The sequence below is a fragment of the Chloroflexota bacterium genome (genome assembly GCA_038040195.1).
Taxonomy (GTDB): domain Bacteria; phylum Chloroflexota; class Limnocylindria; order QHBO01; family QHBO01; genus DASTEQ01.
This window is the reverse complement of sequence record JBBPIR010000004.1, coordinates 24,688-49,562: the sequence shown is the minus strand read 5'-3', so window position 1 is coordinate 49,562 and position 24,875 is coordinate 24,688. Positions and strand designations below refer to the sequence as shown.

Here is a 24,875-nt window from a genome sequence, read left to right as displayed (position 1 = left end):
TCTAGCAGCCGCCCAAATTGGGTCCGCTACACTCGGCCGACGATGTCCGACGCTGCCGCCTCGCCCGCCGGTCGGGAGCGTGTGCTGTCCGGCATCCAACCCAGCGGCGCCAGCCACCTGGGCAACTACCTGGGCGCCCAGCGGAACTACGTGGCCCTCCAGGACCAGTACGAGGCGATCTACGTCATCGTCGACTACCACGCCCTGACCACCGTCCATGACGGCGATGAGCTGAGGCGGCTGACCCGCGAGATGGCGCTCGACCTGCTGGCTGTGGGGCTCGACCCCAATCGCTGCGCCCTCATTCGGCAGTCCGACTTTCCCGAGGTCGCGGAGCTGTGCTGGATCTTCAGCACGGTGGTGCCGGTGAGCTGGCTGCAGCGCAACCCAACCTACAAGGAGGGGCTGAGCGAAGGCAAGGAGAACAGCAACGGGCTGCTCACCTACCCCGTCCTCCAGGCCGCCGACATCGTCATCTACAAGGCCACCAAGGTACCTGTCGGCAAGGACCAGGCGCCTCACCTGGAGCTGTCACGCGAGATCGTGCGCGCCTTCAATGCCCGATACGGCCCGATCTTCCCCGAGCCGACCGCGGTCTATACCGATGCTCCGTTGGTGATGGGCACCGATGGGCAGCGCAAGATGAGCAAATCAGCGGGCAACACGATCCCGATCTTCGCGGAGCCCGATGAGATCCGGCGCATCGTCATGAGCATGGTCACCGATCCGCTGCGCATCAAGCGCACCGATCTGGGGCGTCCGGAGGTCTGCAACGTGTGCCAGCTGCATCGGTTCTTCGGAGAGGAATACCTCCAGATCCAGGACGGCGAACGGACCGCTCGCACCGGGTGCGTGGATACCAAGCAGCTGCTGGCGGAGCGCATCATCGAGTTCTTCCGACCCATGCGCGAGAAGCGGGCGCAGATGGCCGCCGATCCCGAACGGGTGGAGGCGGTACTCTCGGCTGGAGCGGAGAAGGTGAGGCCCATCCTGGAGGCCACCCGAGCCGAGGTGCTGGCGGCCGTCGGGACCGGCCGCCCGGGTTGGAGGTCGCGGTGATCGAGCTGTTCCAGGGAGCCTGGGTGCGCGAGCGCCGCCTGCTCGCGATCTTCCTGATCGCCGGATCGCTCTACTTCAGCCTCCTGGCGGCGGGACTGATCCTGGACGTCCTGGAAGACTTCCGCAACATCATCGTCGCGCTGTTCCTGGCCTGGCTGCTGGCGTTCCTCATCTCACCATTAGTCCGCACCGTGCAGGTCCGGTTGCGGGTCGGTCGAGGCGTGGCGGTGGGGTTGGCGTTCGGGGCCACCCTGATCGGTCTGGTGGCTTCCCTGCTGGTAGTGGCGGCGGTCATGGTCAGCGACCTCGCCAACTTCATCAGCACCTGGCCTACTCGCGAAGCGCAGGTCGCCCAGCAGATCCGCGACCTCCAACGGACGACCGGGTTCGAGGAGCCGGACCTGGCGGCGGTTTTCGGCGGCTTCACCGACCAGATTGGCGCGCTGGGCCGTGAACTGGCCGGCTCCGCCGGGACCATCGCCAGCGGGGCGTTCAGCGCCATCGGCACCCTATTCCTGGTCGTGCTGCTGGCCTTCTTCATGATCCTGGACAGCCACAAGATCACCGTCTGGCTGAGCCGCCTCATTCCCGACCGCTTGCGGGATCAGTCGATCCTGCTCCAGGAGGGCGTGGCGAGGTCGTTCGGCGGCTTTATCCGCGCCCAGACCGTGCTCGCGCTGCTGATGTTCGCCCTGGTCATGGCTGTCGGCCTAGTGGCCCGGGCATTGGGCGGGATGGAGTACATCTTTGTCACCGCCGTGGTCGCGGGCCTGTTCATGTTCATTCCCATGATTGGCCCGGTGCTGGCGCTGGTCCCGCCCATCTTCATCGGGTTCCTGACCAGCGAGAACTGGGTTGTGGCCCTGGCCGGCGTAGGGGCCATCGTCGCGATCCAGACCGTCATGGTGAACTACCTGCAGCCGAAGATGATGCAGGAGTCGCTGGGGTTGCACCCGATCCTGCTGTTCGTCGGACTGCTGGTCGGGGTCCAGATTGCGGGCCTGTGGGGCGCCCTGTTCGGGATCCCGATCCTGGCCGTGATCGTGATCTTCGTGAATCACTGGGTCGACATCTACAGCCCGCCGAGGCCGGAGCGGGAGCCGGCCGCGGCGGCGGAGGGGGAGGGGTCGGGACAAGCCGGCTAGGTGCCTCGCGTCGACCCGCCCGATAGGGCCAGCGCTGTCGGGACCGAGATGTCGAACACGCGCGCCAGCATGGCGGGGCGCAGCACCTCCGCCGCCGGACCGTCGGCCACCACGCGTCCCGCGCTGAGAAGCACGACCCGGGGGTCCGCGAGGGCGGTCAGGGCCGGATCATGGAGAACTGCTACCACGGCCAGCCCGCGCGTCCGCCGCAGCCGATCCAGCGTGGCCAGCAGCGCGACCTGGTGCGCCAGGTCCAGGTGCTGGGTCGGCTCGTCCAGGAGCAGGAGACGCGGCTCCTGGGCCAGGGTCATGGCGACCAGCACGCGTTGGCGCTCGCCACCCGACAGCTCGTCCACGCGCCGCCCGACCAGGTCGACGGCATCCGCATCGATGAGAGCCCGTTCCACTGCAGCCGCGTCCTGGACGCTGGCCCCGAAGCGCGACCGGGCGTGTGGCGCGCGGCCCATCTCGACCAGCTCCTCGACCCGGAACCCGTCGGGCACCGTGGGCAGCTGGGGCAGGATGGCGATCCGTTGCGCAATCTCGCGCCGGGTCCAGTCCGCGACCGGGCGGCCATCCAGATACACGCTCCCGCCGCCCGCCGGCAACAGGCCCATGGCCACGCGGAACAGGGTGGTCTTGCCGCTGCCGTTGGGCCCCAGCAGGGCCACCAGCTCGCCCGGCGTCACGGTCAGGCTGACTCCGCGCAGTACCTCGCGATCGGGGCGTCCCCGACGGCGGTAGCCGAATCCGACCTCCTTGAAGTCCAGGATCGGCCTGCTGTTGGAGCTCGGCTGAAATTGTTGTGTCATGGCGTGGTCGTCGCTCCGGCCGCCCGGTGGAGCAGCCACAGGAAGAACGGGGCGCCGATCAGCGCGGTCACGACACCCACCGGGACCCCGCCCACCAGCCGGGCCGCCATATCGGCCAGGACCAGGAGTGCGGCGCCGCCCAGGCAGCTCACCGGGAGCAGCAGCCGATGGTCGGGCCCGATCGCCAGTCGGACCAGGTGCGGAACCACCAGGCCGACGAAGCCGATCGTGCCCGCCAGGGCCACCGCCGCCGAGGTCACCAGGGTGGCGAGCAGGACGAGGCCGCGGCGGGCGGGCACGAGGTCAACGCCGAGGCCGGCCGCTGCTTCGTCGCCGAGGAGGAGCAGATTCAGGGTGCGCCACCGAAAGAGCAGCCATACGGAGCCGCCGAGGACAAGCGGAGCCGCCACTGCCAGCTCCGGGTAGCCGGTGCCTCCCAATGAGCCGAGCAGCCAGCCCACGACCGACGCCAACGCCCGCCCGGAGCTGACCAGGAGCAGCGCGACCGCGGCCGCCAGCAGCGACGACACGGCGTACCCGGTCAGGAGCAGGGTCACCATGTTCGAGCGTCCGCCCTGGCGCGCGACGACGAGCACCAGCGTCACCGCGCCCAACCCGCCGGCGAACGCCAGCACCTGGGCCAGGCCGATCCCCAGCCAGGCCGTGCCGGCTCCCAGCGCGAGCGCGGGCACGAGGACCGGCGCCGTGATGGCCAGGACGGCCCCCAGCGAGGCGCCGGCCGCGGTTCCGATCACGTACGGATCGGCCATCGGGTTGCGGAGCAGAGCCTGAAACACGACGCCCGCACCGCCGAGCCCGGCGCCGACCAGGGCCCCGGCCAGGACCCGGGGCAGCCGGACCTCGAACAGGATCGTCGGAGCGGTCGAGGCCCAGGTCTCGGAGATGGGCAGGCCCAGCCGTTGACCGATGATCCCGATCGCCTCCGACAACCCGACCTCGACGCTGCCGACGCCCACCCCCGCCACCAGGGCGACGAGCAGCACGACCACCGCGCCGCCGACAACCGCCGTGGCGCGCCCCAGGCTGGGTCCTCCAACAAGGGAGCGGATGGCAACCGCGGCGCGCACCTTCTGCCTCAGTCGAAGCGGTCGGGTTGGATGGCGCGGGCCAGGGCTTCCAGGCCTTCCACGATCCGCGGCCCGGGGCGGGTGATGACGGCGTCCGCGAGCATGACCAAAACCTGCCCGTTCTGGACCGCGCTGATTGCGCCCCAACCCTGGCGCGCGGAAACGGCCTCTGGTGTAACCGACGGGTCATTGGCGGCGTCGCCGAGCAGGATGAGCTCCGGATCCGCGACGAGCAGGTCCTCGAGGGCGATCGACGTCGTCAGCGGGTCTCCGGTGATCGGGTCGCCGCCGGCCACCGTGATCACGCTGGCCAGGAACGAGTCCTCGCCGGCCGTGTAGATGGCTCCCTCGAAGACCCCGACTTCATAGAACGTCCGCGGCCGGGTCGCCCCGGCCACCGCCTCGGTAACGGCCTGGATGCGGTTCTCCATTTCAGCGGTGAGCGCAGCGGCCTGGTCACGGGCGTTGATCGCTTCGCCGATCAGTTCGATGTTCTCGAGCACCTCGTCCAGCGATTCGGGGTACAGGACCATGACTGGGTAGCCGAGATCGGTCAGCTCGGTGATCACGGCGCTCGAGGTCAGCTCGTTACCGGCGGCCAGGATCAGGTCGGGATCGGCTTCGACTACCAGCTCGATGTCGACTACCGCCACGATGACGACATCAGGGATGTCCGCCACCTCGGCCGGGTAGTCGTCGGCGTCGGTCACGCCCACCAGCCGGTCGCACGCATCCAGGGCGCACACCATCTCGGTGCTCGAGGGGGCCAGGCTGACGATGCGCTCGGGCTCTGCGGCGAGTAGGACCTCGCGCCCGGCATCATCGGTCAAGGTCTGCGGGTAGGCCGCTGCCGATGGCGCCGTGGAGGTCGGCGGGCTAAGGCTCGGGCTGGTCGGCTGGCAGGCGACCGCCAGGATCAGAAGGAGGGGGGCAAATGCCCGAATACGCCGTGCTGGCATCGTGATGTCACTCCCTTTCTCACGAGGGTTGAGACATCGCGTGCGGGCTGGGCGACCTGGCTCCCGGACCGATCAGGCCCGGTTACAGTTGCGGGACAGCGCCGGCCTTGCACCGGCTTCGCCATTCACCCGCCGGCCTTTCGGCGGCGGCACCCCACGCGGTCTTCGGTTGTGGACCGATCCTATCAGACCCCCGCGCCAACCTCGGCGTGGCCGTACAGCGGCGTTTCGCGGGCGGCATCGGAGAGCATGGGGTCGAGCATCTTCTGGATCGCCAAGGTGTGCGTGCATCCCCCGGCCTGCTCGAAGAGGTGGCAGTCGCAATGCCATTGCTCACCGCCGAGAGAAACCTGGTGGGACCCGTTGTCGCCGGCGAAGGTGGCCTCCAGCCGGCCGATGATCACGCGGTCCGGCTCATGCGCGTAGCGCATCGCCTTCTCGACCTTGCCGATCATGCCCGAATGCACGATGCAACTCCTCCAGGCGCCCGGGGGCGCCTCTTCGTAGGCGCCCGTCAGTCCGACCTGGCGAGCCGCTCCTTGAGCATTGTCAGCAGTGTAACCGGGGTCGGGTCGGTCTGGTAGAGGATGGCGAGGTAGACGCTGACCAGGTCGCCCCATGCGACCGCCGACAGGACGCGGGCCAGGGGGGAGGGCCCTTCGGCATGGACCGTGGCCCGGTTGGTGGCCCGTTCCCCGAGCAGCTCCTCGACCACGCGATACCGAGCCCCGATCTCCGGCGTTTCGGCCGGGTCGCGGATCTCGATCACAAACGGGGCGTCCGCCAGCTCACGCGGGTTGAGCGAGCCTTCGATCGCGTTGTGGTTGGCCTCCGGCATCGGCTCGTAGGCGGCCCACGACTTGGCGTTCTCGTTGAACTGCGTCTTCCAGCGACGGGCCACCGGGGCCATCGACCCAGCGCCGTAGACGACCGGGATGCGACCGAACACGCTCCAGGCGAGCTGCTTGGCGGGGTTGGCGTCGGTCTCGACCCCAGGACCCATCCGCTCCAGCATCTCGTCCAGCACGGCCACCACCGGTCCCAGCGGGTCGGGATCGGTGATCAGGCCGGCAGCCCCCAGCAGCTCGTGCAGCAGGCCGACCGACCAGCCCAGCGCGGCGCGTGGCTGCCCGGGCTCGTCGTAGCGCAGCCACGGCGTACGGTCGGCCTCGGCTTGGCGGCCGAGGGCGCCGTCGGTGGCGATCACCACCAGGGGCAGCCCCCGCGCCCGCGCCTCTGCGGCCGCGGTCACCGTCTCGATCGTCTCCCCCGAGTGTGAGGCGGCCACGACCAGGGTTCTGTCCCCGATTCCACTCGGCAGGTGATAGTCGCGCTGGACGATGAGCGGCACGCGAAGCCGCTCCCCGGCCGCGGCGGCCACCAGGTCGGCCCCGATCGCTGAGCCGCCCATCCCCAGGACGACCACCAGGTCCACCGACCGATGGCGGTCGGTGAGGGTCAGGCCGGCCGCCGCCTGGCGAGCCTTCGCGAGCTGGCGCGGCAGGTCCCGAACCCGGCCCAGCATGTCCTCGCGGTCGATGCGCGCCACGACCGCGGGCGAGTCGAGAGTGATTGCCTCGTCGAGCGCGGGCGGAGAGTCGGGATCGGGCCCGTCTTCGTCCTCGGGCCGGCGTCCGGGCTCATCGTCGGGACGCTTGTAGCCGAAGAAGTCGCGGGCGTCGGTCATGCGGGGGACGCAGCCGCGGTCGCGATCCGGCGGCCCTCGGCCAGCAGGGCCTCGACGTCGTCCGGGGTTCGAGCCTCGACGTAGATCCGGAGCAGGGCCTCCGTGCCGCTGAACCGGATGAGGAGCCACGATTCGTCGTCGCAGTAGAACTTGAAGCCGTCCGCAGTTTCCAGTGCTTGGCGCCGGACCACCTCCCGGCCGGCCAGCGTGGTGGGCGATTCGTGCTCGAGGCGGGCCAGTGTTTCCTGCCGGATGGTGGGGTACTCGTCGCGCGAGAACCGGACGTCGATGCGGTTGTAGTACGACGGCCCGGCGAGGGCCTGGAGCTCGGCCAGGACTTCGCTCGCGCGCTTGGCGCGAGACAGCCACAGATCGAGCAGGAACAAGCCGGCCGCCAGCCCGTCGCGCTCGGGGATGTGCATCCCGAACCCGAACCCGCCGGACTCCTCGCCCCCGATCACCGCTCCTGTCTCGGCCATCTTGGGTCCTACGAACTTGAAGCCGACCCCGGTCTCGTAGGCCTGGGTCCGGAAGCGGTCGGCCAGGCGGCGGACCATGGAGGTGGTGGTCACCGTGTACACCGCCGGGCCAACCAGCCCGCGGACCTCGAGCAGGTACCAGTACAGCAGGCCGTAGACCTGGAGCTGGTTGACGAACACGCCCTCCTCGGTGGCCATGCCCACCCGGTCGGCATCGCCGTCGAGGGCGATCCCGATGTCGGCGCCCCAGGCTGGGATCTCGGCCAGCCACTCGTCGATGTTGGGGCGGATCGGCTCCGGGTTGACCCCGCCGAAGTAGGGGTTGCGCTCGGTGTGGAGCTCGCGGACGGTCAGGCTGCCCCCGTCCAGCAGGCGGCTGAGCCATCCGGCGCCGGAGCCCCACATCGGCTCCACCAGGACCTTGCCGTGCGACTCGCGGATGCGCTCGATGTCCACGATCGAGGCCAGCTGCTCGCGAAACCGCGGGTAGGGGTCGAACACCTCCACCAGGCCTCCGGCCACCGCGTCCTCGTACTCACGCCGCGGCGGCACTTCGGTCTCGGGGTAGCGCGACATCGTGGCCTCGATGGCAGACAGCATGTCGGGGGCCGCGGCGCCGCCGGTGTCGGCCTTGACCTTGAAGCCGTTGTCGGTCCACGGGTTGTGGCTGGCGGTGATGACGATCCCGGCCCCGGCACCCAGCTCGCGCGTGAAGAACGAGGTGACCTGGGTCGGGACCGCGCCGGGCGGGGTCAGGCTCCGGATTCCGTGGGCGGCCAGGACCTCGACACACGCGCGGGCGAAGTGTTCCGAAGCGAATCGCCGGTCATGGGCGACCACCACGCCCCGTTCGGCCGTGCCCTGCTGGTGGAGGTAGTCGGCAACTCCCCGGGCACAGCGGCGGACGTTGTGGAACGTAAAGTCCTCGGCGATGGCCGCACGCCAGCCATCGGTCCCGAAGCGAATCGTGGTCACGGGCAGGCCTATGGTAGCCGCCGCTCGACCGCCCCCGTCACCTCGTCCAGGGCGGCCTGGAGCGAGGCTGTGAGCGGGCGCAGCGGGGCGCGAGGATGGACCACGAGGGGCTCCCCGGCCACGAGCTCAAGCCGGGAGAAGGGCAGCGGGAGGAGCTGGCGGTCCCACCGGCTTCGGAGACGGACAGCCGGTCGAGCCCGCACCGCCAAGGGGAGGATCGGCAGACCGGCCTGGCGGGCGACGATCAGGGCTCCCGGTTTGGCGACCCGGTAGGGGCCCCACGGCCCGTCGGGGGTGACGACCAGCGAGAAACCGGACGCGCCCAGGTCCCCCAGGCGTCGGGCCAGCGTACGGGCGGCTGCCGCATCACGCTGATCGGGCAAGGGGAGAATAACGACGGGACCGCGAGCCACAGACTCGAAGATTGTTCGGATCACCGTGCCACGCGGCGTGTCGGTCGTGAAGGACGCGTGGGGGAGGTCACCCCGACGCGCGGACGCCACCACGAACAGCGCTAGGTTGTACTCATGCCAGAAGGTCAGCACGGCCTGCTCGCGGGTGACCGGACCGATGCGCGCCGTGCGCGAGACGAGCCGCAGGTACCAGCCCAGCAGGCGACCCGCCAGGCGGGCCCTAGAGGTAGCGGTCGCCGGTGGCCTCGGCAATCTCGTCCAGGATGGGCTTGATCTCCTCGGCCCGATCGCGGGCACACACGAGGAGCGCGTCGGGAGTGTCGACGATGATGACGTCGCGGAGGCCGACCGTGACCACCAGCCGCTCCCCGCCGTGGACGAGGACCCGCTCGGAACCGCGGTCCAGATGCTGGCCCGAAGCCACCAGGCTCTTCCCGCTCTGCCGGCTGAGCGCCTCCAGCAGGGCGGACCATGAGCCGATGTCGGACCAGCCGGCGTCCAGCCCGACCACCGCCATTCGACCCTCTGCCGCGGCGGGCTCGGCGATCCCGGAGTCGATGTTGATGGCCGGCAGCGGCTCCAGGATCCCGCGGGCATCGGTCTGCCAGCCGGGGGTCCGCGGAATGCGGCCGATCTGGTCCAGTGCCTCGGCCAACGCCGGCTGGAAACGCTCCAGGGCCTGCCGGAAAGCGTAGCCGCTCCACACGAACACCCCCGCGTTCCACAGCGCGCCGGCCGCGACCAGCTCCTTGGCGGCTTTCGGATTCGGCTTTTCGACGAACGCGGTCACCGCCGCGGTTCCGGTGGCGAACAGCTGCTCGCCGCGGGTGAGGTAGCCGTAGCCGGTGGCCGGATGGGTCGGGACCACTCCGAGGACGACCAGGTAGCCGCGCTCCGCGGTGACGACCGCCTCGCGCAGAGCGGCCACGAATGCGTCGGCATCCGCTACGTGGTGGTCAGCCGGAAGGACGATCGCCACTTCGTCCGCCTGGCGGCGAGCCAGCAGCGTACCGAGACCGGCCGCCACGGCCGTGGAGCGAGCCAGCGGCTCGCCCAGGATGTTGCCCTCCGGAATCTGGGGCAGCTGGCGCTGGGTGGCGTGGACGTGGGACTCGGCGGTGATGACGTAGATGTCGTGAGGGCGGAGCATCGGCTCAAGGCGCGCCACCGTCTGCTGGAGCAGGCTGACATCTCCGGTCAGCGGCAGCAGCTGCTTGGGAGCCTTGCGGCGGGACAGGGGCCACAGCCGGGTCCCGGACCCACCGGCCATGACGAGGGCGTACATCGGTCCGCCGGCTCTAGTCGCTGTCGGCCAGGGTCTCGGCCTCCAGCCGCTCGCCAAGCTCGGTGGTGCGCCGATATGCGGCCCACACCGCGTCGGACAACACGGTGCGCAGGCGCCCCTTCTCGAGCTCGTAGATCGCGGCCGCGCTCGTCCCGCCGGGGGACGTCACCGCGTTGCGCAGCTGGGCGGGGTGGAGATTCGAGGCTGCCGCGTACTGGCTGGAGCCGACCAGCGTCTCCGCCACCAGGTCGTGCGCCAGCTCACGGGGAAAGCCCAGGTGCACGCCGGCGTCCACCAGCGCCTCCATGACGGCGAACAGGTAGGTCGGTCCCGTCCCCGACAGGGCTGTGGCCATGGCCACGAAGTTCTCATCCTCGACCTGCCGTTCGTCGCCCAGGGCGCGCAGAACGGCACGCGCCAGGTCGCGCTGGGTGGCGCTGCAGGCCGGCGCCGCGGCCCAGACCGCGATGCCCTTCCGGATCTGGGCCGGGGTATTGGGCATGGCCCGCACCACTGCCGCATGGCGCAGGCCCGTGCTCAATGTCCGCAGCGTGGCGCCGGCCACGATGGACAGCACCACCTGGCCGTTGCGGAGCGCGCCCGCCAGCTCGCGCATCACCGCGCGGAGCATCTGGGGCTTGACCGCCAGGACCACGATGTCCGCGTCCGCCGCCGCGTCACGGTTTCGGGCCACGACCCGGATGTGATGCTCCGCCGCGAGGGCCGCGCGGCGCTCCCGCCGCGGATGGGACGCCACCAGGGACGAAGGGCGTACCGCCCGGTCGGCCAACAGGCCGGTGATCATCGCCTCCGCCATCACCCCGGCCCCAACGATCCCGACCTTCATCTGGCGGCTCGTGGTGGCCTGACGGGCCTCACGGCTGGGCCGGCGGACGCTCACCCGTCCTCCGGGCCCGGCGCAGCGGCCACCAGCTGTTCGGTGCCGCGCAGCTCGCGGGCGGCGGCGATTTCATCGGCCGGGGCACCGCAGCGCTCCAACAGGTCCGTCGCGATGCGCGCCAGTTTTCGAGCGGCTGTCACGTTCCCCAACTCCAGTTCTGCGTGGCCCATGCCGTTGGCCGCCAGGCCCTCCTCGCGCTCGGCGCCGAGGTCGCGTGCCTCGCTGATCGCCTCGGCATAGTAGCGCCGGGCGCTGGCCGGGTCGCCACCCGCCACACGCAGGTCGCCGATGCGGCGCGCTGCCCGGGCGGCCTGCAGGCCCAACTCGGCCCGCTCGAAGTGCCACAGGGCGCGGTGGGCCCACAGGTCGGCGGCCCACCAGGCGGCAGCAGCGATCCCAGCCTCGGCGGCGGCCATTGCCGCGGCCCCCGCTCTGCGGTGGTCGCCCTCGCGCTCCGCCTCGCGATACGGGATGGCCAGCGGGCCCGTCCGGAGCGCGACCGGAAGCTCCCCGAGCCGTTCCACAGGTGCAGTGGGCGCGCCCGCCAGGCCCCGGACCCAGGCCGCCAGACGGGCCAGCGGACCGGGCGGGGGCGGGCCCCACCGAACGGGAAGTTGGGTCCCCGTCACGCGGGGGCCCCCGCCAGACCGGCTGCATGACGCAGCTCGTCGGCGAGGTCTGCACGCTCCCAGCTGAGGTCGAGGTCGGACCGGCCAAAGTGGCCGTAGGCCGCGATGGGCCGGTAGATTGGTCGGCGGAGATCGAGCCGCTCGATGATGGCTCCCGGACGGAGGTCCACCACGCTCCCGATCGCGGCTCCGATAACTGAATCGGGAACCCGTCCGGTCCCGAAGGTGTCGACGTTGAGCGCCAGCGGCTGCGCCACGCCGATGGCGTAGGCAACCTGGATCTCGCACCGGGACGCGAGCCCCGCCGCGACGACGTTTTTCGCGACCCATCGCGCCGCATACGCCCCACTGCGGTCGACCTTGGTGGGGTCCTTACCGGAGAAGCTCCCGCCGCCGTGTCGGGCCATTCCCCCATACGTGTCGACGATGATCTTGCGGCCGCTGAGCCCCGAATCGCCGGCCGGTCCGCCAAGCACGAACCGGCCAGTGGGATTCACGAGCAGCCGGATCTCGCCATCGCGCTGGTCACGGGGGATGACGACGTCCACGACCTCTTCGCGGATCGCGTCAGTCAGCTCGGTCGCGACCTCGACCGCCGCGTCATGCTGGGTGCTGATCAGCACGGTCCGCACGCCGATCGGACGTCGGTCGGGCCCATAGGCGACCGTGACCTGGCTCTTGCCGTCGGGCCGCAGGAACGGCAGCAACCCGTGGCGGCGGACATTCGCCAGGCGGCGGCACAGATCGTGCGCGAGCTGGATCGGCATCGGCATCAAATCGGCCGTTTCATCGGTCGCGTAACCGAACATCATCCCCTGGTCGCCCGCGCCCAGCTCCTCAGCCTCCTCACCGGATCGCGTTTCGTACGCATGGTCAACGCCCATCGCGATGTCCGGAGACTGGCCCTTGATGAGCGACGTGACCGACAGGCTGCTGGCGTCGAACCCCAGGTTCGGATCGACGTAGCCGATCTCGCGCACGGTGCGCCGCACGATGGCCTCGACGTCCACCAGGTGCGAGGTCGTCAGCTCGCCGAGCACGATGACCGTCTCGGTCGTGGTCGCGACCTCGATCGCCACCCGGGCCATGGGGTCCGCCGCCAGGACGTCGTCGAGGATGGCGTCCGCGATCGCGTCGCAGACCTTGTCCGGGTGGCCTTCGGTCACCGACTCGGAAGTGAACAGGTGCCGTTCAGCGTCGATCAAGGGTCCGAGTGTAGCGCCAGACCGATCACGGCGGACTCGTGAGGCGGCTACCATGCGGACCTCGGGCGAGGTCCGCCCACGACCCCAGAGGAGAGCCCCACTCATGCGCCGCCCGCACTATCTATTGGTCATCACCGTCGTCGTCGGGCTTGTCCTCGCGGCATGCGCATCGCCCGCCGCGAGTGGAGAACCGGGCGCGTTGAGCGGATCCGAACCGTCCGCAGCGGCAGAAGCCAGCCAGGGTGGAGGGGGCGGCGGCAGCGGCGGCATCGGTGTGACCCTTTCCGATGGCGCCTGGACCGGCGGGGAACTACACGTCACGATCTCCGGAGATGCCGACGTGACCGGGGACGCCCCGCTGCTGTCGTCGAACAGCTATACGACCGGTGATAGCACCGTGTTGACGTACATATCGGCGGATGCCCAGTTGTCGGTTGGTGTGGCCATCTATTCGGACTCGTTCGCGATCTCCGTCACCACGCCCGATGTGGTGGCCGGTGCTGGGACCACGATGAATTGCTCCGTCGAGTACCACAGTTCCGACGACGACAACATCGATGCCGATTTCAGCTGCCCGAACTCGCCGTCGTTCACCACCAGCGGCACCGCGGGCGGCTCGGTGGATATCGAGGGATCCCTGACCGCAACCCGTTAGGGGCCCGCTTACGTCCCCTGCTGCCAGGAGGCCGCGTAGGCCTCCTGGGCCTCGGTCGGGCGATCGATGGCGATCCCCATGCTGGCCAGCTTGAGCCGGGCCACCGCGTGGTCGATATCTATCGGGATCTCGTAAACCTGCGGCTCCAGCTCTTCGTGGTGGCCGCTCAGCCACTCGGCGCCCAGCGCCTGGTTCGCGAATGACATGTCCATGACCAGGCTCGGGTGGCCCTCGGCGGCGGCTAGGTTGATGAGACGGCCCTCGGCCAGAAGGTAAAGTCGCCGCCCATCGGCCAGGCGGTACTCTCGGGTGGACGGGCGCACGTCGCGCTGCTCGGCGGCCAGGGTTTCCAGGGCAGGCAGGTCGAACTCGTCGTTGAAATGGCCGGCGTTGGCGAGGATGGCGCCGTCACGCATGAGCCGGAAGTGATCCGCGCCGAATACGTGGAGCGACCCGGTGGCAGTGATGAACATGTCCCCGACCGCGGCCGCGTCCAGGCTGGGCATGACCCGAAAGCCGTCCATCGCCGCCTCCAGGGCGCGGATGGGATCGATCTCGACGACCACCACGTTGGCGCCCATGCCGTGGATCCGGCTCGCGATCCCTCGCCCCACCCAGCCGTAGCCGCCCACGACCGCGGTCTTGCCGGCCAGCAGGACGTTGGTGGCGCGCAGGATGCCGTCGAGGGCGCTCTGCCCGGTGCCATAGCGGTTGTCGAACAGGTGCTTGGTGGCCGCCTCATTGACGGCCAGGATCGGGTAGCGCAAAGCGCCCTCAGCCGCCATGGCCCGGAGCCGAATGACGCCCGTAGTCGTCTCTTCCGTCCCGCCCCGGACCTCGTCCAGCAGGTCGGCCCGGTGGGTATGCAGCTCCCCTACCAGGTCGGCCCCGTCGTCCATCGTCAGCTGGGGCCGATGGTCCAGGGCGGCGTTGATGTGGGCGTAGTACGTGTCGCGGTCCTCGCCCCGGATGGCGAACACCTCGATCCCATGCTCGACGACCAGCGCCGCCGCTACGTCGTCCTGCGTGGACAGCGGATTCGAGGCGCACAGGACCACGTCGGCTCCTCCGGCCGCCAGGCTGCGCACGAGGTTCGCCGTCTCGGCAGTGACGTGGAGGCAGGCACTCACCCGCCAGCCGTCAAGCGGCCGCTCCGCGGCCAACCGTTCGCGGATGCCGGCCAGGACCGGCATCTGACGGTCGGCCCATTCGATGCGCCGTGCGCCCTCGACGGCCAGCTCAGGGTTACGAATGTCGCTCACGTTTCCTCCCTATCGGTCGGCCCGCGGCCAGCTCCAGCGCAACGCGGCGCGCAATGGTCGAATGAGGTCCCAGCCGCCTGCTCGCCGGTAGGCGACCCACTCTCCCAGCCGACAGTACTCGCGGTAGCCCAGGCGCAGGTAGGCGGCGATGGCCGAGTCGTTGTCGGCGTACACGTTCAGAGCCACGTCGGGCACCCGGGCCAGCAGCTCCGCGGTCACCCCCGACGTCGCCGCCTTGGCATGTCCCTGCCCGCGGTGGTCGAGGTGGGTCAGCACGTTGCCGACCACCGCGATGCCCTCGGACGGGTTGATGACGTGGGTCCCGGCGGCGGCGACCAGCCGCCCACCGACCCGCACGCCGTAGTAGACGCCGTCTTCCAGGACGGATGCCGGGAAGCCCCCTCCCAGCCCGAGCTGGTACAGCCGATTGAGGTCGCCGATGTCGGCGGGGCCCAGCCGCACGGCGCCTCCGCCGGCGAAGGGCCGGAAGGAATCCCGGTCCACCGCCATCCGGAGCAGGCTGGCGGGAAGGTCGACCCGATAAAGGTCGTCGAAGGCGGTGGCCAGATCGTGCCGGGCCTGGACGAAGGCGTAGCGCGGCCGCACCTCGGTGGCCAGCACCTCGCGACAGGCCTCCGGGTCGCCCATCAGGAACAGGGGCTGCGGGGGAAGCCCCATGTGCTGCATGGCCAGTCCGCGCGGACGGCCGTCCTGGTCGTAGGCCATGCCCCACGCCGCGCGGCGTCGGACCGACGCATCCAGGTCGCCGAGGGGGTACGCGGCGTACAGTCGATCGGTTCGGAGGAAGGCGGCCACCTCCGCCCGGTCGGTGACCGCGCGGGTGTGCCAGCCCGTCGCCGGGGCTACCGTCATCGGTCGGCCGCCCGCGTATCGGTCAATACGTCAGGAGGGCGTGAATCGCGAATTGGCCCAGGCGCTCACGACCGCCGAGCGCCCCGAGCTCGACCATGAACGACAGGCCCGCCACCTCGCCGCCCAGGCGCTGCACCAGCTCGATGGTGCCCATCACCGTCCCGCCGGTGGCCAGCAGGTCATCCACGATGAGCACTCGCTGGCCGGGCTGGATGGCGTCGCGATGGATCTCCAGGGTGGCTGTCCCGTACTCGAGGGCGTACTCGACCTCGATCGTCTCGGCTGGCAGCTTCCCGAGCTTCCGAACCGGGACGAACCCGGCGCCCAGCTGGTAGGCGATGGGCGCGCTGAAGATGAACCCGCGCGACTCCATGCCCACCACCACGTCAATCGGTGTGTCGCGGACCTGGCCGACCATGCGGTCGATGACCTCCTTGAAGGCGGTCGGGTCCTTCAACAGGGTCGTGATGTCGTAAAACAGGATGCCCGGCTTCGGGAAGTCGGGGACCTCGCGGATGAGCTTCCGCAGGTCGTCGGCCGAAGTCACGGTCACCGGGCGAGTCTAGTCGGCGCGACGGCGCGCCTGCAACGCGGCCGGACCATTGGCCCATCGTCCGGTCGGCTGGACCGGACTACCGTCGGCTCAATGTCGATCCGCACGGTGCGTCGCCGGGCTGAGCGCGCGCTGCCCGGCCTGATCCTCGTATCCGCGGTCGGGGTCGCTCTGCTGGTGATCGCGTCGAGCTGGAGTCAGCGCGACCAGTTCACGCTGAACACCGCTATCGTGGCGGCCCTCGTGGTGCTGGCATCGGCGCAGGGCGTGATGCTCTGGCAGCGGGTCACGGCCGCCAACCGCGCCGGGGCCCGGTTGGCCGGGCTCGAGTCCGAAGAAGGCACGTTCCGGGCCCTCGTCGAGCGCCTGCCCGCGGCGTTGTACATCGCCGGCTTCGGTCCCGAGGCCACCTGGAACTACGTCAGTCCCCGGATCGAGGACCTCCTGGGCTTCACGGCCGCGGAGTGGATGGCCGATTCGTCGCTCTGGATGCGCCAGGTCCATCCCGACGATCGAGAACGGGTCACGCGGGAGGAGGCGGAGCAATGGAGTCGCAAGCCGGGCGTGATCAGCTCAAGCGAGTACCGGATGCTGTCTCGCGACGGCCGGGCGCTCTGGATTCGGGACGAGGCGGTGATCGTCACCGATGAGCAAGGGAACCCATCCTTCTTTCGCGGCTACATCATCGACATCACTGCCCAAAAAGAGGCCGAGCAGGCGCTCCGCCAGAGCGAGGAGCAGACCCGGCGGATCATCGACACCGCCAGCTACGCGTACATCGGGATGGATGCCGACGGGATGATCGCCGACTGGAACCAGGCCGCGGAGCAGACCTTCGGCTGGGCCCGCGAGGAGGTCGTCGGCCAGCCGCTGGCCGACCGCATCATCCCGGCCGAGCAGCGAGATGCTCACCGCATGGGCCTGGCCCGGTTCCTGGAGACAGGGCAGGGCCCGATCCTGGGCACCCGGATGGAGGTCAACGCGGTCCATCGTGACGGCCGCGAGTTCCCGGTCGAGCTGACCATCTGGGCCGTCGGGACAGGTGAGTCCGCGACGTTCTCGGCGCTGGTGCATGACATCACGCTGCGCAAGGAGCTGGAGCGCCAGCTGCAGCACCAGGCCTTCCACGACTCGCTCACCGGGCTGGCCAACCGGGCCTTGTTCGCGGACCGCGTGGCGCACGCCATGGCCCGCCAGGAACGGGCCCGCCGCTCGATGGCGGTCGTCTTCCTGGACCTGGACGACTTCAAGACGGTCAATGACAGCCTGGGTCACGCGGCCGGAGACCAGCTGCTGACAGCGGTCGCGGAGCGCCTGCGCGGTGTCATGCGACCCGAGGACACGGTGGCTCGCTTCGGGGGCGACGAGTTCGCCATCCTGTTGGAGGACACCACCCGCGAGTCGGCTCGGCGGGTGGCAGAGCGGGTGCTGGCTGCACTGCGCTCCCCGTTCGACCTCCAGGGCAAGCAGGTCTTCGCCCGCGGCAGCGCCGGGGTCGCGGTGGCCCAGCCGGGCAGCTCGCCGCCCGAGGACCTGCTAAGGCACGCGGACCTGGCCATGTACACCGCCAAGGCCCGCGGCAAGGGCCGGATCGAGTTCTTCGAGCCGCGCATGCACCTGGCCGTCATCCGACGCCAGGAGCTGCGGTCCGAGCTGGAGCAGGCCATCAGCCGCGGCGACTTCGTGCTCCACTACCAGCCGTTCGTCGATCTGCGCAACGGCCGGCTGACCGGACTCGAGGCGCTCATCCGCTGGCGCCATCCGGAACGCGGCCTGATTGAGCCCGACGAATTCATTCCCGCGGCCGAAGAGACCGGGCTCATCGTGCCGCTCGGAGCGTGGATCACCGGTGAAGCCTGTCGCCAGATGGCTGCTTGGGACAAGGCCCATGCGCTGCCGGGCGCCAATGGACGTCTGCCGCTGATCAGCGTGAACGTCTCGACCCGCCAACTGACCGATCCGAGGCTGCTGGACATGGTGGCGACTTCGCTTCGCGATGCAGAGCTCGCCCCCAACCGACTGCTGCTGGAGATCACCGAGAGCACTCTGATGGCCGACGTGGTCGCTACCGAGCAGAAGCTCCTCGGCTTGCGTGGGACCGGCGTCCAGCTGGCCATGGACGACTTCGGGACCGGATATTCGTCGCTGAGCTACCTCGAGCGGCTGCCGGTGGACTTGCTGAAGATCGACCGATCCTTCACCGCCTCGCTGGGCGACGACCGCGAGGTGCCAGTCCTCCTGCGCTCGATCATCAAGCTCGGCCAGACCCTCGGTCTCCAGGTGCTGGCGGAGGGGATCGAACGGGGCGACCAGGTGGTCCGGCTTCGGGAGCTGGGCTGCCGCCTGGGCCAGGGGTTCCACTTCTCACCGCCGCTCCCCGCCGACGCGGTCCCCGACGCCGTGGCCCAACGCTGGGAGGGTTCTCTCAGCGCCTGACCGGTCGCCCGGGTCGGTTTCGGCAAGCCCGTCCCCTGGATGTACATGACGTGCACGTATCGGCCAAGTTGGAACTCCTGAGGTGCCTTTCAGTGGCCTGAGGGGCCATTCGGTGGCCGAATCGTCCATGTGGTGTACCAAACGGCCATCGGAGGGCCCCCGATGCGCCCAGGCCCCCCGAAAAGTGGCCGATATGCACATCTGACGTACATCGGGGGCGCGGTAGCCGGCCGTGTCGCCAGGACGACACTCGGGCGGTCGTCTATCGGCTACGACTTCGCACCGATCTGAGCCGATGCTGCGCCAACACCTTCACCCAGCCAAGTGGGAGACCGGACCAATGACCACCATCACCTACCCAAGCGGCAACACCTCCATCTTCGTGATCGGTGCCCTCGTTGGGGCCCTGGCGATGCTGATACTGGCCGCGGCCCTGGCGTTCGCGTCCTTCAGCGCACCGGCCATCAACACCCAACCCGAAGCAGCGCCGGCACCGGTGATCAACCAGTGGATCAGCGACCCGCTTTCCGGTCCGATGGAGTACGCACCCTGAACATCCCCAGACGGGAAGCCACGAGACCCGGGAGCAATCCCGGGTCTCAGGTTTGATCCGAGGCGCCCTGGCGGCCGAAGCGCAGCAGGCCCTCCCGCTGGCGTCAGCTGGCCGCCAGGCGCCTCAGGACCGTTTGCAGCACGCCGCCCTGGCGGTAGTACTCGACGTCCACCGGCCCGTCCAGGCGGGCGATGGCCTGGAACGTCCGCAGCGCACCATCCTCGGCCCGAGCCTCGACAGTCACCTCCTGGCGGGGCTGCAAACCCGCGGCCACGCCCCTGATGGCGAAGGTCTCGCGCCCGGTCAGGCCCTGCGACTCCGCGGACTCGCCGGCACGGAACTGGAGGGGCAGGATCCCCATCCCCACCAGGTTGGACCGATGGATCCGCTCGTATGACTCGGCGATGACCGCTCGCACTCCCTGGAGGAGCGGTCCCTTGGCCGCCCAGTCACGTGAGGATCCAGACCCGTATTCCTTGCCGGCAAGCACGACCAGCGGCGTCCCCGAGGCCAGATAGCGCTGCGAGGCCTCGAAGATCGTCAGCCGCTCCCCGCTGGGAAAGTGCTCGGTGATGTTGCCCTCGGCGTCCGGCGTGAGCCGGTTGCGCAGGCGAATGTTCGCGAAGGTGCCACGCACCAGCACCTCGTGGTGCCCGCGCCGGGCCCCGTACGAGTTGAAGTCGCGTGGCGCCACGCCCCGTTCGATGAGCCATTTCCCGGCCGGGCTGCTGTGGGGAATGGATCCCGCCGGCGAGATGTGGTCGGTGGTGACCGAATCTCCCAGCCAGGCCAGCACCCGCGCGTCGACGACATCGATCAGCGGCTCCGGCTCCATCCCCAACCCGTCGAAGAATGGCGGGCGGGCGACGTAGGTTGACGCCGCGTCCCACGCGTATCGGCCTCCGGCCGGCACGGGCAGCTCGCGCCACTGCTCATCCCCATCGAATACCGAGGCGTATTCCTTGGTGAAGATCTCCGAGCGGACCCGCTCGGCCACCACGGCATCCACCTCCTCGGTGGTCGGCCACAGGTCCTTCAGGTATACCGATGCGCCATCGGAGCCGATCCCCAGCGGCTCGGTCGTGAGGTCCAGGTCGATCCGCCCGGCCAGGGCGAACGCCACCACCAGCGGCGGTGAGGCCAGGTAGCTGGCGCGGGTCAACGGATGGATGCGCCCTTCGAAGTTCCGGTTGCCGGACAGGACCGATACGCCCACCAGGTCGGTCTCCTCCACGGCTGCCGCGATCGGCTCCGCCAACGGCCCAGAGTTGCCGATGCAGGTCGTGCAGCCGAATCCGACGAGGTTGAAGCCCAGCGACTTGAGCGGATCCATCAGGCCGGCCGCCTCGAGGTACTCGGGCACGACCTTTGATCCGGGCGCGAACGAGGTCTTGACCCAGGGCGGCATCGTCAGCCCGCGCTCCACGGCGCGCTGCGCCACCAGGCCGGCAGCCACCATGACCGACGGGTTCGAAGTGTTGGTGCACGACGTGATGGCCGCGATCAGGACCGATCCGGAGCTCAGTTGCTCGGTGGTGCCGTTGAACCGCACCGTGGCGGATCGGTCCAGGGCATCGGCGAATACGGTCCGGAAGTTCTCAGGCAGCCCAGGGAGCGACACGCGGTCCTGCGGCCGCTTGGGTCCGGCCAACGATGGCTCGACGCTGCCCAGGTCCAGGTGGAGCGACTCGTTGAACATCGGCTCCGGGGAGGCATCAGTCCGGAACAGGTGCTGGGCCTTGGCGTAGGCCTCGACCCGGTCTACCACCTCCTCCGAACGGCCCGTCATCCGCAGGTAGCGGAGGGTCTCGTCGTCAACCGGGAACAGGGTGGCGGTGGCGCCAAACTCGGGGCTCATGTTGCTGATGGTGGCCCGGTCGGCCAGCCCCAGCCGCGACAGGCCGGTGCCGTGGAATTCGACGAACTTGCCCACCACCCCGTGGGTGCGGAGGATCTCGGTCACGGTCAGGACCAGGTCGGTGGCCGTGGTGCCGGGAGGCATCTCCCCGTCCAGGCGGAAGCCGACCACCACGGGGAGCGGCTGGTACAGCGGTTGGCCCAGCAGGGCAGCCTCGGCCTCGATGCCGCCCACGCCCCAGCCCACAACGCCCAGGCCGTTGATCATGGTGGTGTGGGAGTCGGTCCCGACCAGGGTGTCCGGGAAGGCGGTCATTGTGCCGTCTGGCTCGGGGCGGGCGCTGACGACGTCGGCCAGGTACTCGAGGTTGACCTGGTGGACGATGCCGGTCCCCGGCGGGACAACCCGGAAGTTGGCGAACGCTTCCTGCGCCCAGCGGAGCAGCGCGTAACGCTCGCCATTGCGCTCGTACTCGCGCTCGACGTTGATCAGGAACGCGGCCTCGGTCCCGTACTGGTCGACCTGGACCGAATGGTCGATGACCAGGTCGGCCGGGACGAGGGGGTTCACCTTGTTCGGGTCGCCGCCCAGGTCCGCCAGCGCGTCGCGCATGGCGGCCAAGTCCACGACGCATGGCACGCCGGTGAAGTCCTGGAGGATGACCCGCGCGGGGAGGAACGGCAGCTCGGTCGTGCCTGGATCCGTGTCCGGGCGCCAGCTGGCTAGCGTCGCCAGGTCGTCAGTCGTTACTAGGCCGATCCCAGAGGCCGCGTGCCGTGCCGCGTTCTCGATCAGGACCTTGACGGTGTACGGGAGCCGATCCAGATCCGGGATGCCAAGCGCTTCGAGGGCGTAGTACCGATACGACCGATCGCCTACGGCCAGCGTCGCGCGCGCAGCCGAAGGATCGGGTTGGGTTGGACGGGTGGTCACGGTCGCGCCTCCTCAGTCAGCCCGCGCGCTTCGCGCGGGTTCGTGCTGATCGGCGCCGGACGGGTGCGCCCGTCCCGGGTCGAGAATTCGCTCTGAGTATACGCCTCAGGGGTCGTTCCGCAGCCTCGCATAGGTGATCAGATCGTGATGTGCGCCGGCGCGGAATTGGGCGCCGCGCTGGATGCCTTCGCGAACGAATCCGGCCTTCTCCAGCGCACGCTGCTCGGCCAGGTTTCTGACATCGGTCGAGGCCTCGACCCGGTTCACATCCGTTGTCGCGAACAGCTCGTCGGCGAGCAGCCGCTGGGCGATGCTGCCGAATCCCTGCCCGCGTGCCTCGGGGATCAGCGAGATTCCGATGTTCCAGGCTCGCGACTCGGTGCCGGGCCCGTGCGGAACCTCATGCCAGCCCACCGTCCCGATCGGCTGCCCATCCGCCACACGCTCGACGACCATCTGCCCATTCCGTTCATTGCGCAGCGGACCCTTCTCCAGCGCCTCACGAACCGATTCGTCGTCGGTAGGCATGCCAAAGTCGTTGAACTCGCCCTTGGCCTCGGGCGAGCGCGCCCACGCGTCGAGCACGTCGGCATCGGCCAGAGTCGCGTCCCGCAGCCGGATCCGCGGGTCGGTCACCTGGAAACCTCCGCGATCCCGCTCAGGGACTCGAGGGCCAACTTGGTTGCCTCCTCGACAGTCAGCTTTCGGCCTCGCTCCCAAGCCTCGGCGAAGTCAGCCTCGTCGAGCTGGGAATGGATCCTCGTCAGCGTCCGTTCGTTCTCGGCAACGAGATACGGTAGCAGCGGAGTGCCAGCCTCCTCATGGAAGGCCGCCGAACTGCCGAGCAGCTGAGTGGCGATTCCGGATTCCCCTGCAAGGGAGAGGGCAGCAGCACAGCGGCAGAGCTCCACGACGGCGCTGACCTGATTGCCGAGATCACGAAAGATGCGGAGGCTCTCCGCGGCCAGCAAGGCGGCGTCCTGGACGCGACCTTCGTCTTCGGCGTACGACGCGAGGGCGCCGAGGACCGACGCTTCGAGATCCCGGGCGTGCAGATCGCGTGCGCGGCGAAGATTCTCCTCGTGGAGCGCCCGGGCGCGCGGTCGGTCCCCCAACGCGTCGTAGGTCCACGCCAGCATGCGGTTGGCATACAGGGTGTAGTACGCGTCGTCGAGCGCGCCAAACGCGTCCGCGCTCTCGCCGAAGAGCTGCTGAGCCCGCGGAAAGTCGCCCTCGTCGGCGACCGCTAGGCCGAGCCACAGCAGGGAGTTGGCCGTGCCCCACGGGTCGCCAAGCCTTCTGTGGAGGGCCAGCCCCTCCTCTGCCCATAGCCTCCCGGCCGCAGGGTCTCCGCTGTCGCGTGCCAGGTGGGCCGCACCGATGAGCGCCTTGGCTCGAGCCGGCGTCGGACGCTTGTTAAGGCGCAACGCGCTTTCGAGGGAACGCCGGCCTTCCGGCACATGGTTTCTCGCACACCAGAATTCGTCCACGGCGCCGGCCAACCGCAACCCCAGCTCCCCGCTGGCCGTCGCCTCGAGCCAGTCAAGCGCGGCGCGCAGGTTGTCGTGCTCGCGCTCCAGTCGTTCTAACCACTCCTCGGGGCTCTGCCCGCGCACGTGCGGCTCCGCTTCCTCGGCGAGGGCGAGGAACAGCTCCGCGTGGCGCCGCCGCAGCCCGTCTGCCTCGCCGGACTCCTCGAGCCGCTCGACGGCGTACTCACGGATGGTCTCGAGCATCCAGAACCGCTCGTCGGTGTGGCGGACGAGGCTCTTGTTGACGAGCGATTGGAGGGTGTCCAGATCGGCCTTCGCGACGACTTCGGCGGCGTCGAGGGTCCATCCGCCGGCGAAGACAGCCAGCCGCGCGAAGAGGCGCTGCTCGTCCGGGCTCAGCAGCTCAAAGGACCACTCAATCGTTGCCCGCAGCGTCTGCTGACGGGGATCGGCATCCCTCCCGCCTTTGAGGAGGTCAAGGCGATGGGACAGCCGCTTGAGGATCTGGGCCGGCGTGAGGGCGCTGGCCCGGGCGGCGGCCAGCTCCAGGGCGAGCGGCAAATTGTCGAGGGCGTGGCACAGCTGGCGGATCGTGTCATCCGGTTCGGTCCGGGCCCGGGCGCAGAACAGGTCCACCGCGTCGGGGTCGGCGAGCGGCAGGACCGGGTACTCGACCTCGCCCCGAACCCGCAGGAGCTCGCGGCTGGTGACGAGCAGCCGCAAGTTGGGGCAGGTCTCGACGAGCGACGCCACTTCGGGGGCGGCCGCCACGACCTGCTCGAGGTTGTCAATGAGCAGCAGCATCTCCCGCTCCCCGATGTGCTCGGCCAGGCCATCCGTGGCCCCCAGCGTCTGGCCGATGGTCTCGGTCACGAGTGCCGGATCGCGCAGCGGCGCGAGGCCGACCCAGAACACGCCGGCCTTGAACTCTGGGACCAGCGTCGCCGCCGCCTCGATGGCAAGGCGCGTCTTGCCCGAGCCGCCGGGCCCGGTGAGGGTCAGCAGCCGGGCACCGTTCTGGAGGAGGTCGGTGACCTCCGCCACCTCGGTATCGCGGCCCACGAACGAGCTGGCGGGGCGGGGGAGGTTCGTGTTCGAGATCGTCCGCAACGGCGGGAAGCGCCCGTCCCCGAGCTGGTGGATCGCCACCGGCTCGGAGAAGTCCTTGAGCCGATGCTCGCCGAGATCGCGCAGGCCCGCGGTCCCGAGGAGAGCCACCGTGGCCGCCGAGACGAGCACCTGCCCGCCATGGCCGGCGGCGGCGATCCGTGCCGCGCGGTGGACGTCGGCCCCGACGTAGCCCTCCGCAGTCAGGTGCGGGGTGCCGGTATGGATCCCGATCCGGACTCGGATCGGTCCGCCGGCCAGCGCGTCGCGGGCGGCGGCGGCCGCGGCCAGCCCGCCGGGGGCGGTCTGGAAGGCGACGAAGAACGCATCGCCCTGGGTGTCGACCTCCACCCCGCCGTGGGCGGCGACCGCGGCGCGGACGATGCGCCGATGCTCGGCCAGGGCCGCGGCATAGGCATCGGGGCCCAGCTCGTGGAGGAGCTTCGTCGAGCCTTCGACGTCGGTGAACAGGAACGTAACCGTGCCGGTGGGGAGCTCAGGGCGCATGGGCGTCA

The 24,875-nt window shown here is 69.8% G+C and carries 22 protein-coding genes and 1 riboswitch; of the genes, 5 read left to right on the top strand and 17 right to left on the bottom strand.

Going from position 1 to position 24,875, the window contains the following annotated elements; genetic code table 11:
* Positions 1 to 42 precede the first annotated feature (42 nt).
* Positions 43 to 1,059, top strand: coding sequence for a tryptophan--tRNA ligase (gene trpS / locus AABM41_06475; protein ID MEK6191955.1), 1,017 nt, complete (start codon positions 43 to 45; stop codon positions 1,057 to 1,059).
* Positions 1,056 to 2,204 (top strand): AI-2E family transporter, encoded by a 1,149-nt coding sequence (locus AABM41_06470; GenBank protein MEK6191954.1) that lies wholly within the window; start codon positions 1,056 to 1,058, stop codon positions 2,202 to 2,204. The genes trpS and AABM41_06470 overlap by 4 nt, the downstream gene beginning before the upstream one ends.
* Here the strand turns inward: AABM41_06470 and AABM41_06465 are convergent.
* From AABM41_06465 to metK, 11 genes are all read right to left on the bottom strand, one after another.
* Positions 2,201 to 3,016, bottom strand: coding sequence for an ABC transporter ATP-binding protein (locus tag AABM41_06465; protein ID MEK6191953.1), 816 nt, complete (start codon positions 3,014 to 3,016; stop codon positions 2,201 to 2,203). The two genes, AABM41_06470 and AABM41_06465, sit on opposite strands and share 4 nt — an antisense overlap.
* Positions 3,013 to 4,104 carry an iron chelate uptake ABC transporter family permease subunit gene (locus AABM41_06460; protein ID MEK6191952.1) on the bottom strand — a complete coding sequence of 364 codons (1,092 nt, stop codon included), beginning with the start codon at positions 4,102 to 4,104 and terminating at the stop codon, positions 3,013 to 3,015. The genes AABM41_06465 and AABM41_06460 overlap by 4 nt, the downstream gene beginning before the upstream one ends.
* Positions 4,105 to 4,112: 8 nt before the next feature.
* Positions 4,113 to 5,063 (bottom strand): ABC transporter substrate-binding protein, encoded by a 951-nt coding sequence (locus tag AABM41_06455; protein MEK6191951.1) that lies wholly within the window; start codon positions 5,061 to 5,063, stop codon positions 4,113 to 4,115.
* 27 nt (positions 5,064 to 5,090) lie between these two features.
* Positions 5,091 to 5,235, bottom strand: a riboswitch (cobalamin riboswitch).
* A gap of 13 nt (positions 5,236 to 5,248) precedes the next feature.
* Complete coding sequence (locus tag AABM41_06450) at positions 5,249 to 5,518, bottom strand: hypothetical protein (GenBank protein ID MEK6191950.1); 270 nt, start codon at positions 5,516 to 5,518, stop codon at positions 5,249 to 5,251.
* Positions 5,519 to 5,577: 59 nt separating this feature from the next.
* Positions 5,578 to 6,750 carry a bifunctional phosphoglucose/phosphomannose isomerase gene (locus AABM41_06445; GenBank protein MEK6191949.1) on the bottom strand — a complete coding sequence of 391 codons (1,173 nt, stop codon included), beginning with the start codon at positions 6,748 to 6,750 and terminating at the stop codon, positions 5,578 to 5,580.
* The gene (locus AABM41_06440) at positions 6,747 to 8,204 is read right to left on the bottom strand and encodes a phosphoglucomutase/phosphomannomutase family protein (protein ID MEK6191948.1); all 1,458 of its coding nucleotides are present in this window, start codon (positions 8,202 to 8,204) and stop codon (positions 6,747 to 6,749) included. Before AABM41_06440 ends, AABM41_06445 begins: the two co-directional genes overlap by 4 nt.
* Before the next feature lie 8 nt (positions 8,205 to 8,212).
* Positions 8,213 to 8,869, bottom strand: coding sequence for a hypothetical protein (locus AABM41_06435; GenBank protein MEK6191947.1), 657 nt, complete (start codon positions 8,867 to 8,869; stop codon positions 8,213 to 8,215).
* A complete protein-coding gene (locus AABM41_06430; protein MEK6191946.1) occupies positions 8,838 to 9,902 on the bottom strand; it encodes a sugar phosphate nucleotidyltransferase in 1,065 nt (354 codons plus the stop codon). Before AABM41_06430 ends, AABM41_06435 begins: the two co-directional genes overlap by 32 nt.
* 13 nt (positions 9,903 to 9,915) lie before the next feature.
* Positions 9,916 to 10,803: a pyrroline-5-carboxylate reductase gene (gene proC / locus AABM41_06425; GenBank protein MEK6191945.1), complete on the bottom strand. Its 888-nt coding sequence runs from the start codon at positions 10,801 to 10,803 to the stop codon at positions 9,916 to 9,918.
* Complete coding sequence (locus AABM41_06420) at positions 10,800 to 11,432, bottom strand: hypothetical protein (GenBank protein ID MEK6191944.1); 633 nt, start codon at positions 11,430 to 11,432, stop codon at positions 10,800 to 10,802. The genes proC and AABM41_06420 overlap by 4 nt, the downstream gene beginning before the upstream one ends.
* Complete coding sequence (gene metK / locus AABM41_06415; GenBank protein ID MEK6191943.1) at positions 11,429 to 12,637, bottom strand: methionine adenosyltransferase; 1,209 nt, start codon at positions 12,635 to 12,637, stop codon at positions 11,429 to 11,431. The genes AABM41_06420 and metK overlap by 4 nt, the downstream gene beginning before the upstream one ends.
* A 103-nt stretch (positions 12,638 to 12,740) precedes the next feature.
* Between metK and AABM41_06410 the strand changes: the two genes are divergently transcribed.
* Positions 12,741 to 13,292, top strand: a complete 552-nt coding sequence (locus AABM41_06410) for a hypothetical protein (GenBank protein MEK6191942.1) — start codon at positions 12,741 to 12,743, stop codon at positions 13,290 to 13,292.
* A gap of 8 nt (positions 13,293 to 13,300) precedes the next feature.
* Here the strand turns inward: AABM41_06410 and AABM41_06405 are convergent, their stop codons facing one another.
* Genes AABM41_06405 through AABM41_06395 form a run of 3 tightly spaced genes read right to left on the bottom strand, consistent with a single transcriptional unit; the run spans position 13,301 to position 15,974 of the window.
* Entirely contained in the window at positions 13,301 to 14,554 is a 1,254-nt protein-coding gene (locus AABM41_06405; protein MEK6191941.1) for an adenosylhomocysteinase, read from the bottom strand.
* Positions 14,555 to 14,563: 9 nt separating this feature from the next.
* The gene (locus AABM41_06400) at positions 14,564 to 15,427 is read right to left on the bottom strand and encodes a GNAT family N-acetyltransferase (protein ID MEK6191940.1); all 864 of its coding nucleotides are present in this window, start codon (positions 15,425 to 15,427) and stop codon (positions 14,564 to 14,566) included.
* A 22-nt stretch (positions 15,428 to 15,449) separates the two neighbouring features.
* The gene (locus AABM41_06395) at positions 15,450 to 15,974 is read right to left on the bottom strand and encodes an adenine phosphoribosyltransferase (GenBank protein MEK6191939.1); all 525 of its coding nucleotides are present in this window, start codon (positions 15,972 to 15,974) and stop codon (positions 15,450 to 15,452) included.
* Positions 15,975 to 16,073: 99 nt separating this feature from the next.
* Here AABM41_06395 and AABM41_06390 point away from each other — a divergent pair, with 99 nt between their 5' ends.
* Both AABM41_06390 and AABM41_06385 read left to right on the top strand, forming a co-directional pair.
* On the top strand, positions 16,074 to 18,416 hold the full coding sequence (locus tag AABM41_06390) for an EAL domain-containing protein (GenBank protein MEK6191938.1): 2,343 nt from the start codon (positions 16,074 to 16,076) through the stop codon (positions 18,414 to 18,416).
* A gap of 340 nt (positions 18,417 to 18,756) precedes the next feature.
* Positions 18,757 to 18,969 carry a hypothetical protein gene (locus AABM41_06385; protein MEK6191937.1) on the top strand — a complete coding sequence of 71 codons (213 nt, stop codon included), beginning with the start codon at positions 18,757 to 18,759 and terminating at the stop codon, positions 18,967 to 18,969.
* Between the two features lie 103 nt (positions 18,970 to 19,072).
* Here AABM41_06385 and acnA read toward each other — a convergent pair whose 3' ends face one another.
* From acnA to AABM41_06370, 3 genes are all read right to left on the bottom strand, one after another.
* Positions 19,073 to 21,760, bottom strand: coding sequence for an aconitate hydratase AcnA (gene acnA, locus AABM41_06380; protein ID MEK6191936.1), 2,688 nt, complete (start codon positions 21,758 to 21,760; stop codon positions 19,073 to 19,075).
* A 105-nt stretch (positions 21,761 to 21,865) separates the two neighbouring features.
* Positions 21,866 to 22,396 carry a GNAT family protein gene (locus AABM41_06375; protein ID MEK6191935.1) on the bottom strand — a complete coding sequence of 177 codons (531 nt, stop codon included), beginning with the start codon at positions 22,394 to 22,396 and terminating at the stop codon, positions 21,866 to 21,868.
* The gene (locus AABM41_06370) at positions 22,393 to 24,867 is read right to left on the bottom strand and encodes an adenylate/guanylate cyclase domain-containing protein (protein ID MEK6191934.1); all 2,475 of its coding nucleotides are present in this window, start codon (positions 24,865 to 24,867) and stop codon (positions 22,393 to 22,395) included. The genes AABM41_06375 and AABM41_06370 overlap by 4 nt, the downstream gene beginning before the upstream one ends.
* Between the last annotated feature and the right edge of the window lie 8 nt (positions 24,868 to 24,875).

What these genes read in the sequence shown, in the direction of transcription:
- trpS (MEK6191955.1), top strand. Translation starts at nt 43, where the DNA reads ATGTCCGACGCTGCCGCCTCGCCCGCCGGTCGGGAGCGTGTGCTGTCC.
- AABM41_06465 (MEK6191953.1), bottom strand. Translation starts at nt 3,016, where the DNA reads ATGACACAACAATTTCAGCCGAGCTCCAACAGCAGGCCGATCCTGGAC.
- AABM41_06455 (MEK6191951.1), bottom strand. Translation starts at nt 5,063, where the DNA reads ATGCCAGCACGGCGTATTCGGGCATTTGCCCCCCTCCTTCTGATCCTG.
- AABM41_06450 (MEK6191950.1), bottom strand. Translation starts at nt 5,518, where the DNA reads ATGATCGGCAAGGTCGAGAAGGCGATGCGCTACGCGCATGAGCCGGAC.
- AABM41_06445 (MEK6191949.1), bottom strand. Translation starts at nt 6,750, where the DNA reads ATGACCGACGCCCGCGACTTCTTCGGCTACAAGCGTCCCGACGATGAG.
- AABM41_06430 (MEK6191946.1), bottom strand. Translation starts at nt 9,902, where the DNA reads ATGTACGCCCTCGTCATGGCCGGTGGGTCCGGGACCCGGCTGTGGCCC.
- AABM41_06410 (MEK6191942.1), top strand. Translation starts at nt 12,741, where the DNA reads ATGCGCCGCCCGCACTATCTATTGGTCATCACCGTCGTCGTCGGGCTT.
- AABM41_06400 (MEK6191940.1), bottom strand. Translation starts at nt 15,427, where the DNA reads ATGACGGTAGCCCCGGCGACGGGCTGGCACACCCGCGCGGTCACCGAC.
- AABM41_06390 (MEK6191938.1), top strand. Translation starts at nt 16,074, where the DNA reads ATGTCGATCCGCACGGTGCGTCGCCGGGCTGAGCGCGCGCTGCCCGGC.
- AABM41_06385 (MEK6191937.1), top strand. Translation starts at nt 18,757, where the DNA reads ATGACCACCATCACCTACCCAAGCGGCAACACCTCCATCTTCGTGATC.
- AABM41_06370 (MEK6191934.1), bottom strand. Translation starts at nt 24,867, where the DNA reads ATGCGCCCTGAGCTCCCCACCGGCACGGTTACGTTCCTGTTCACCGAC.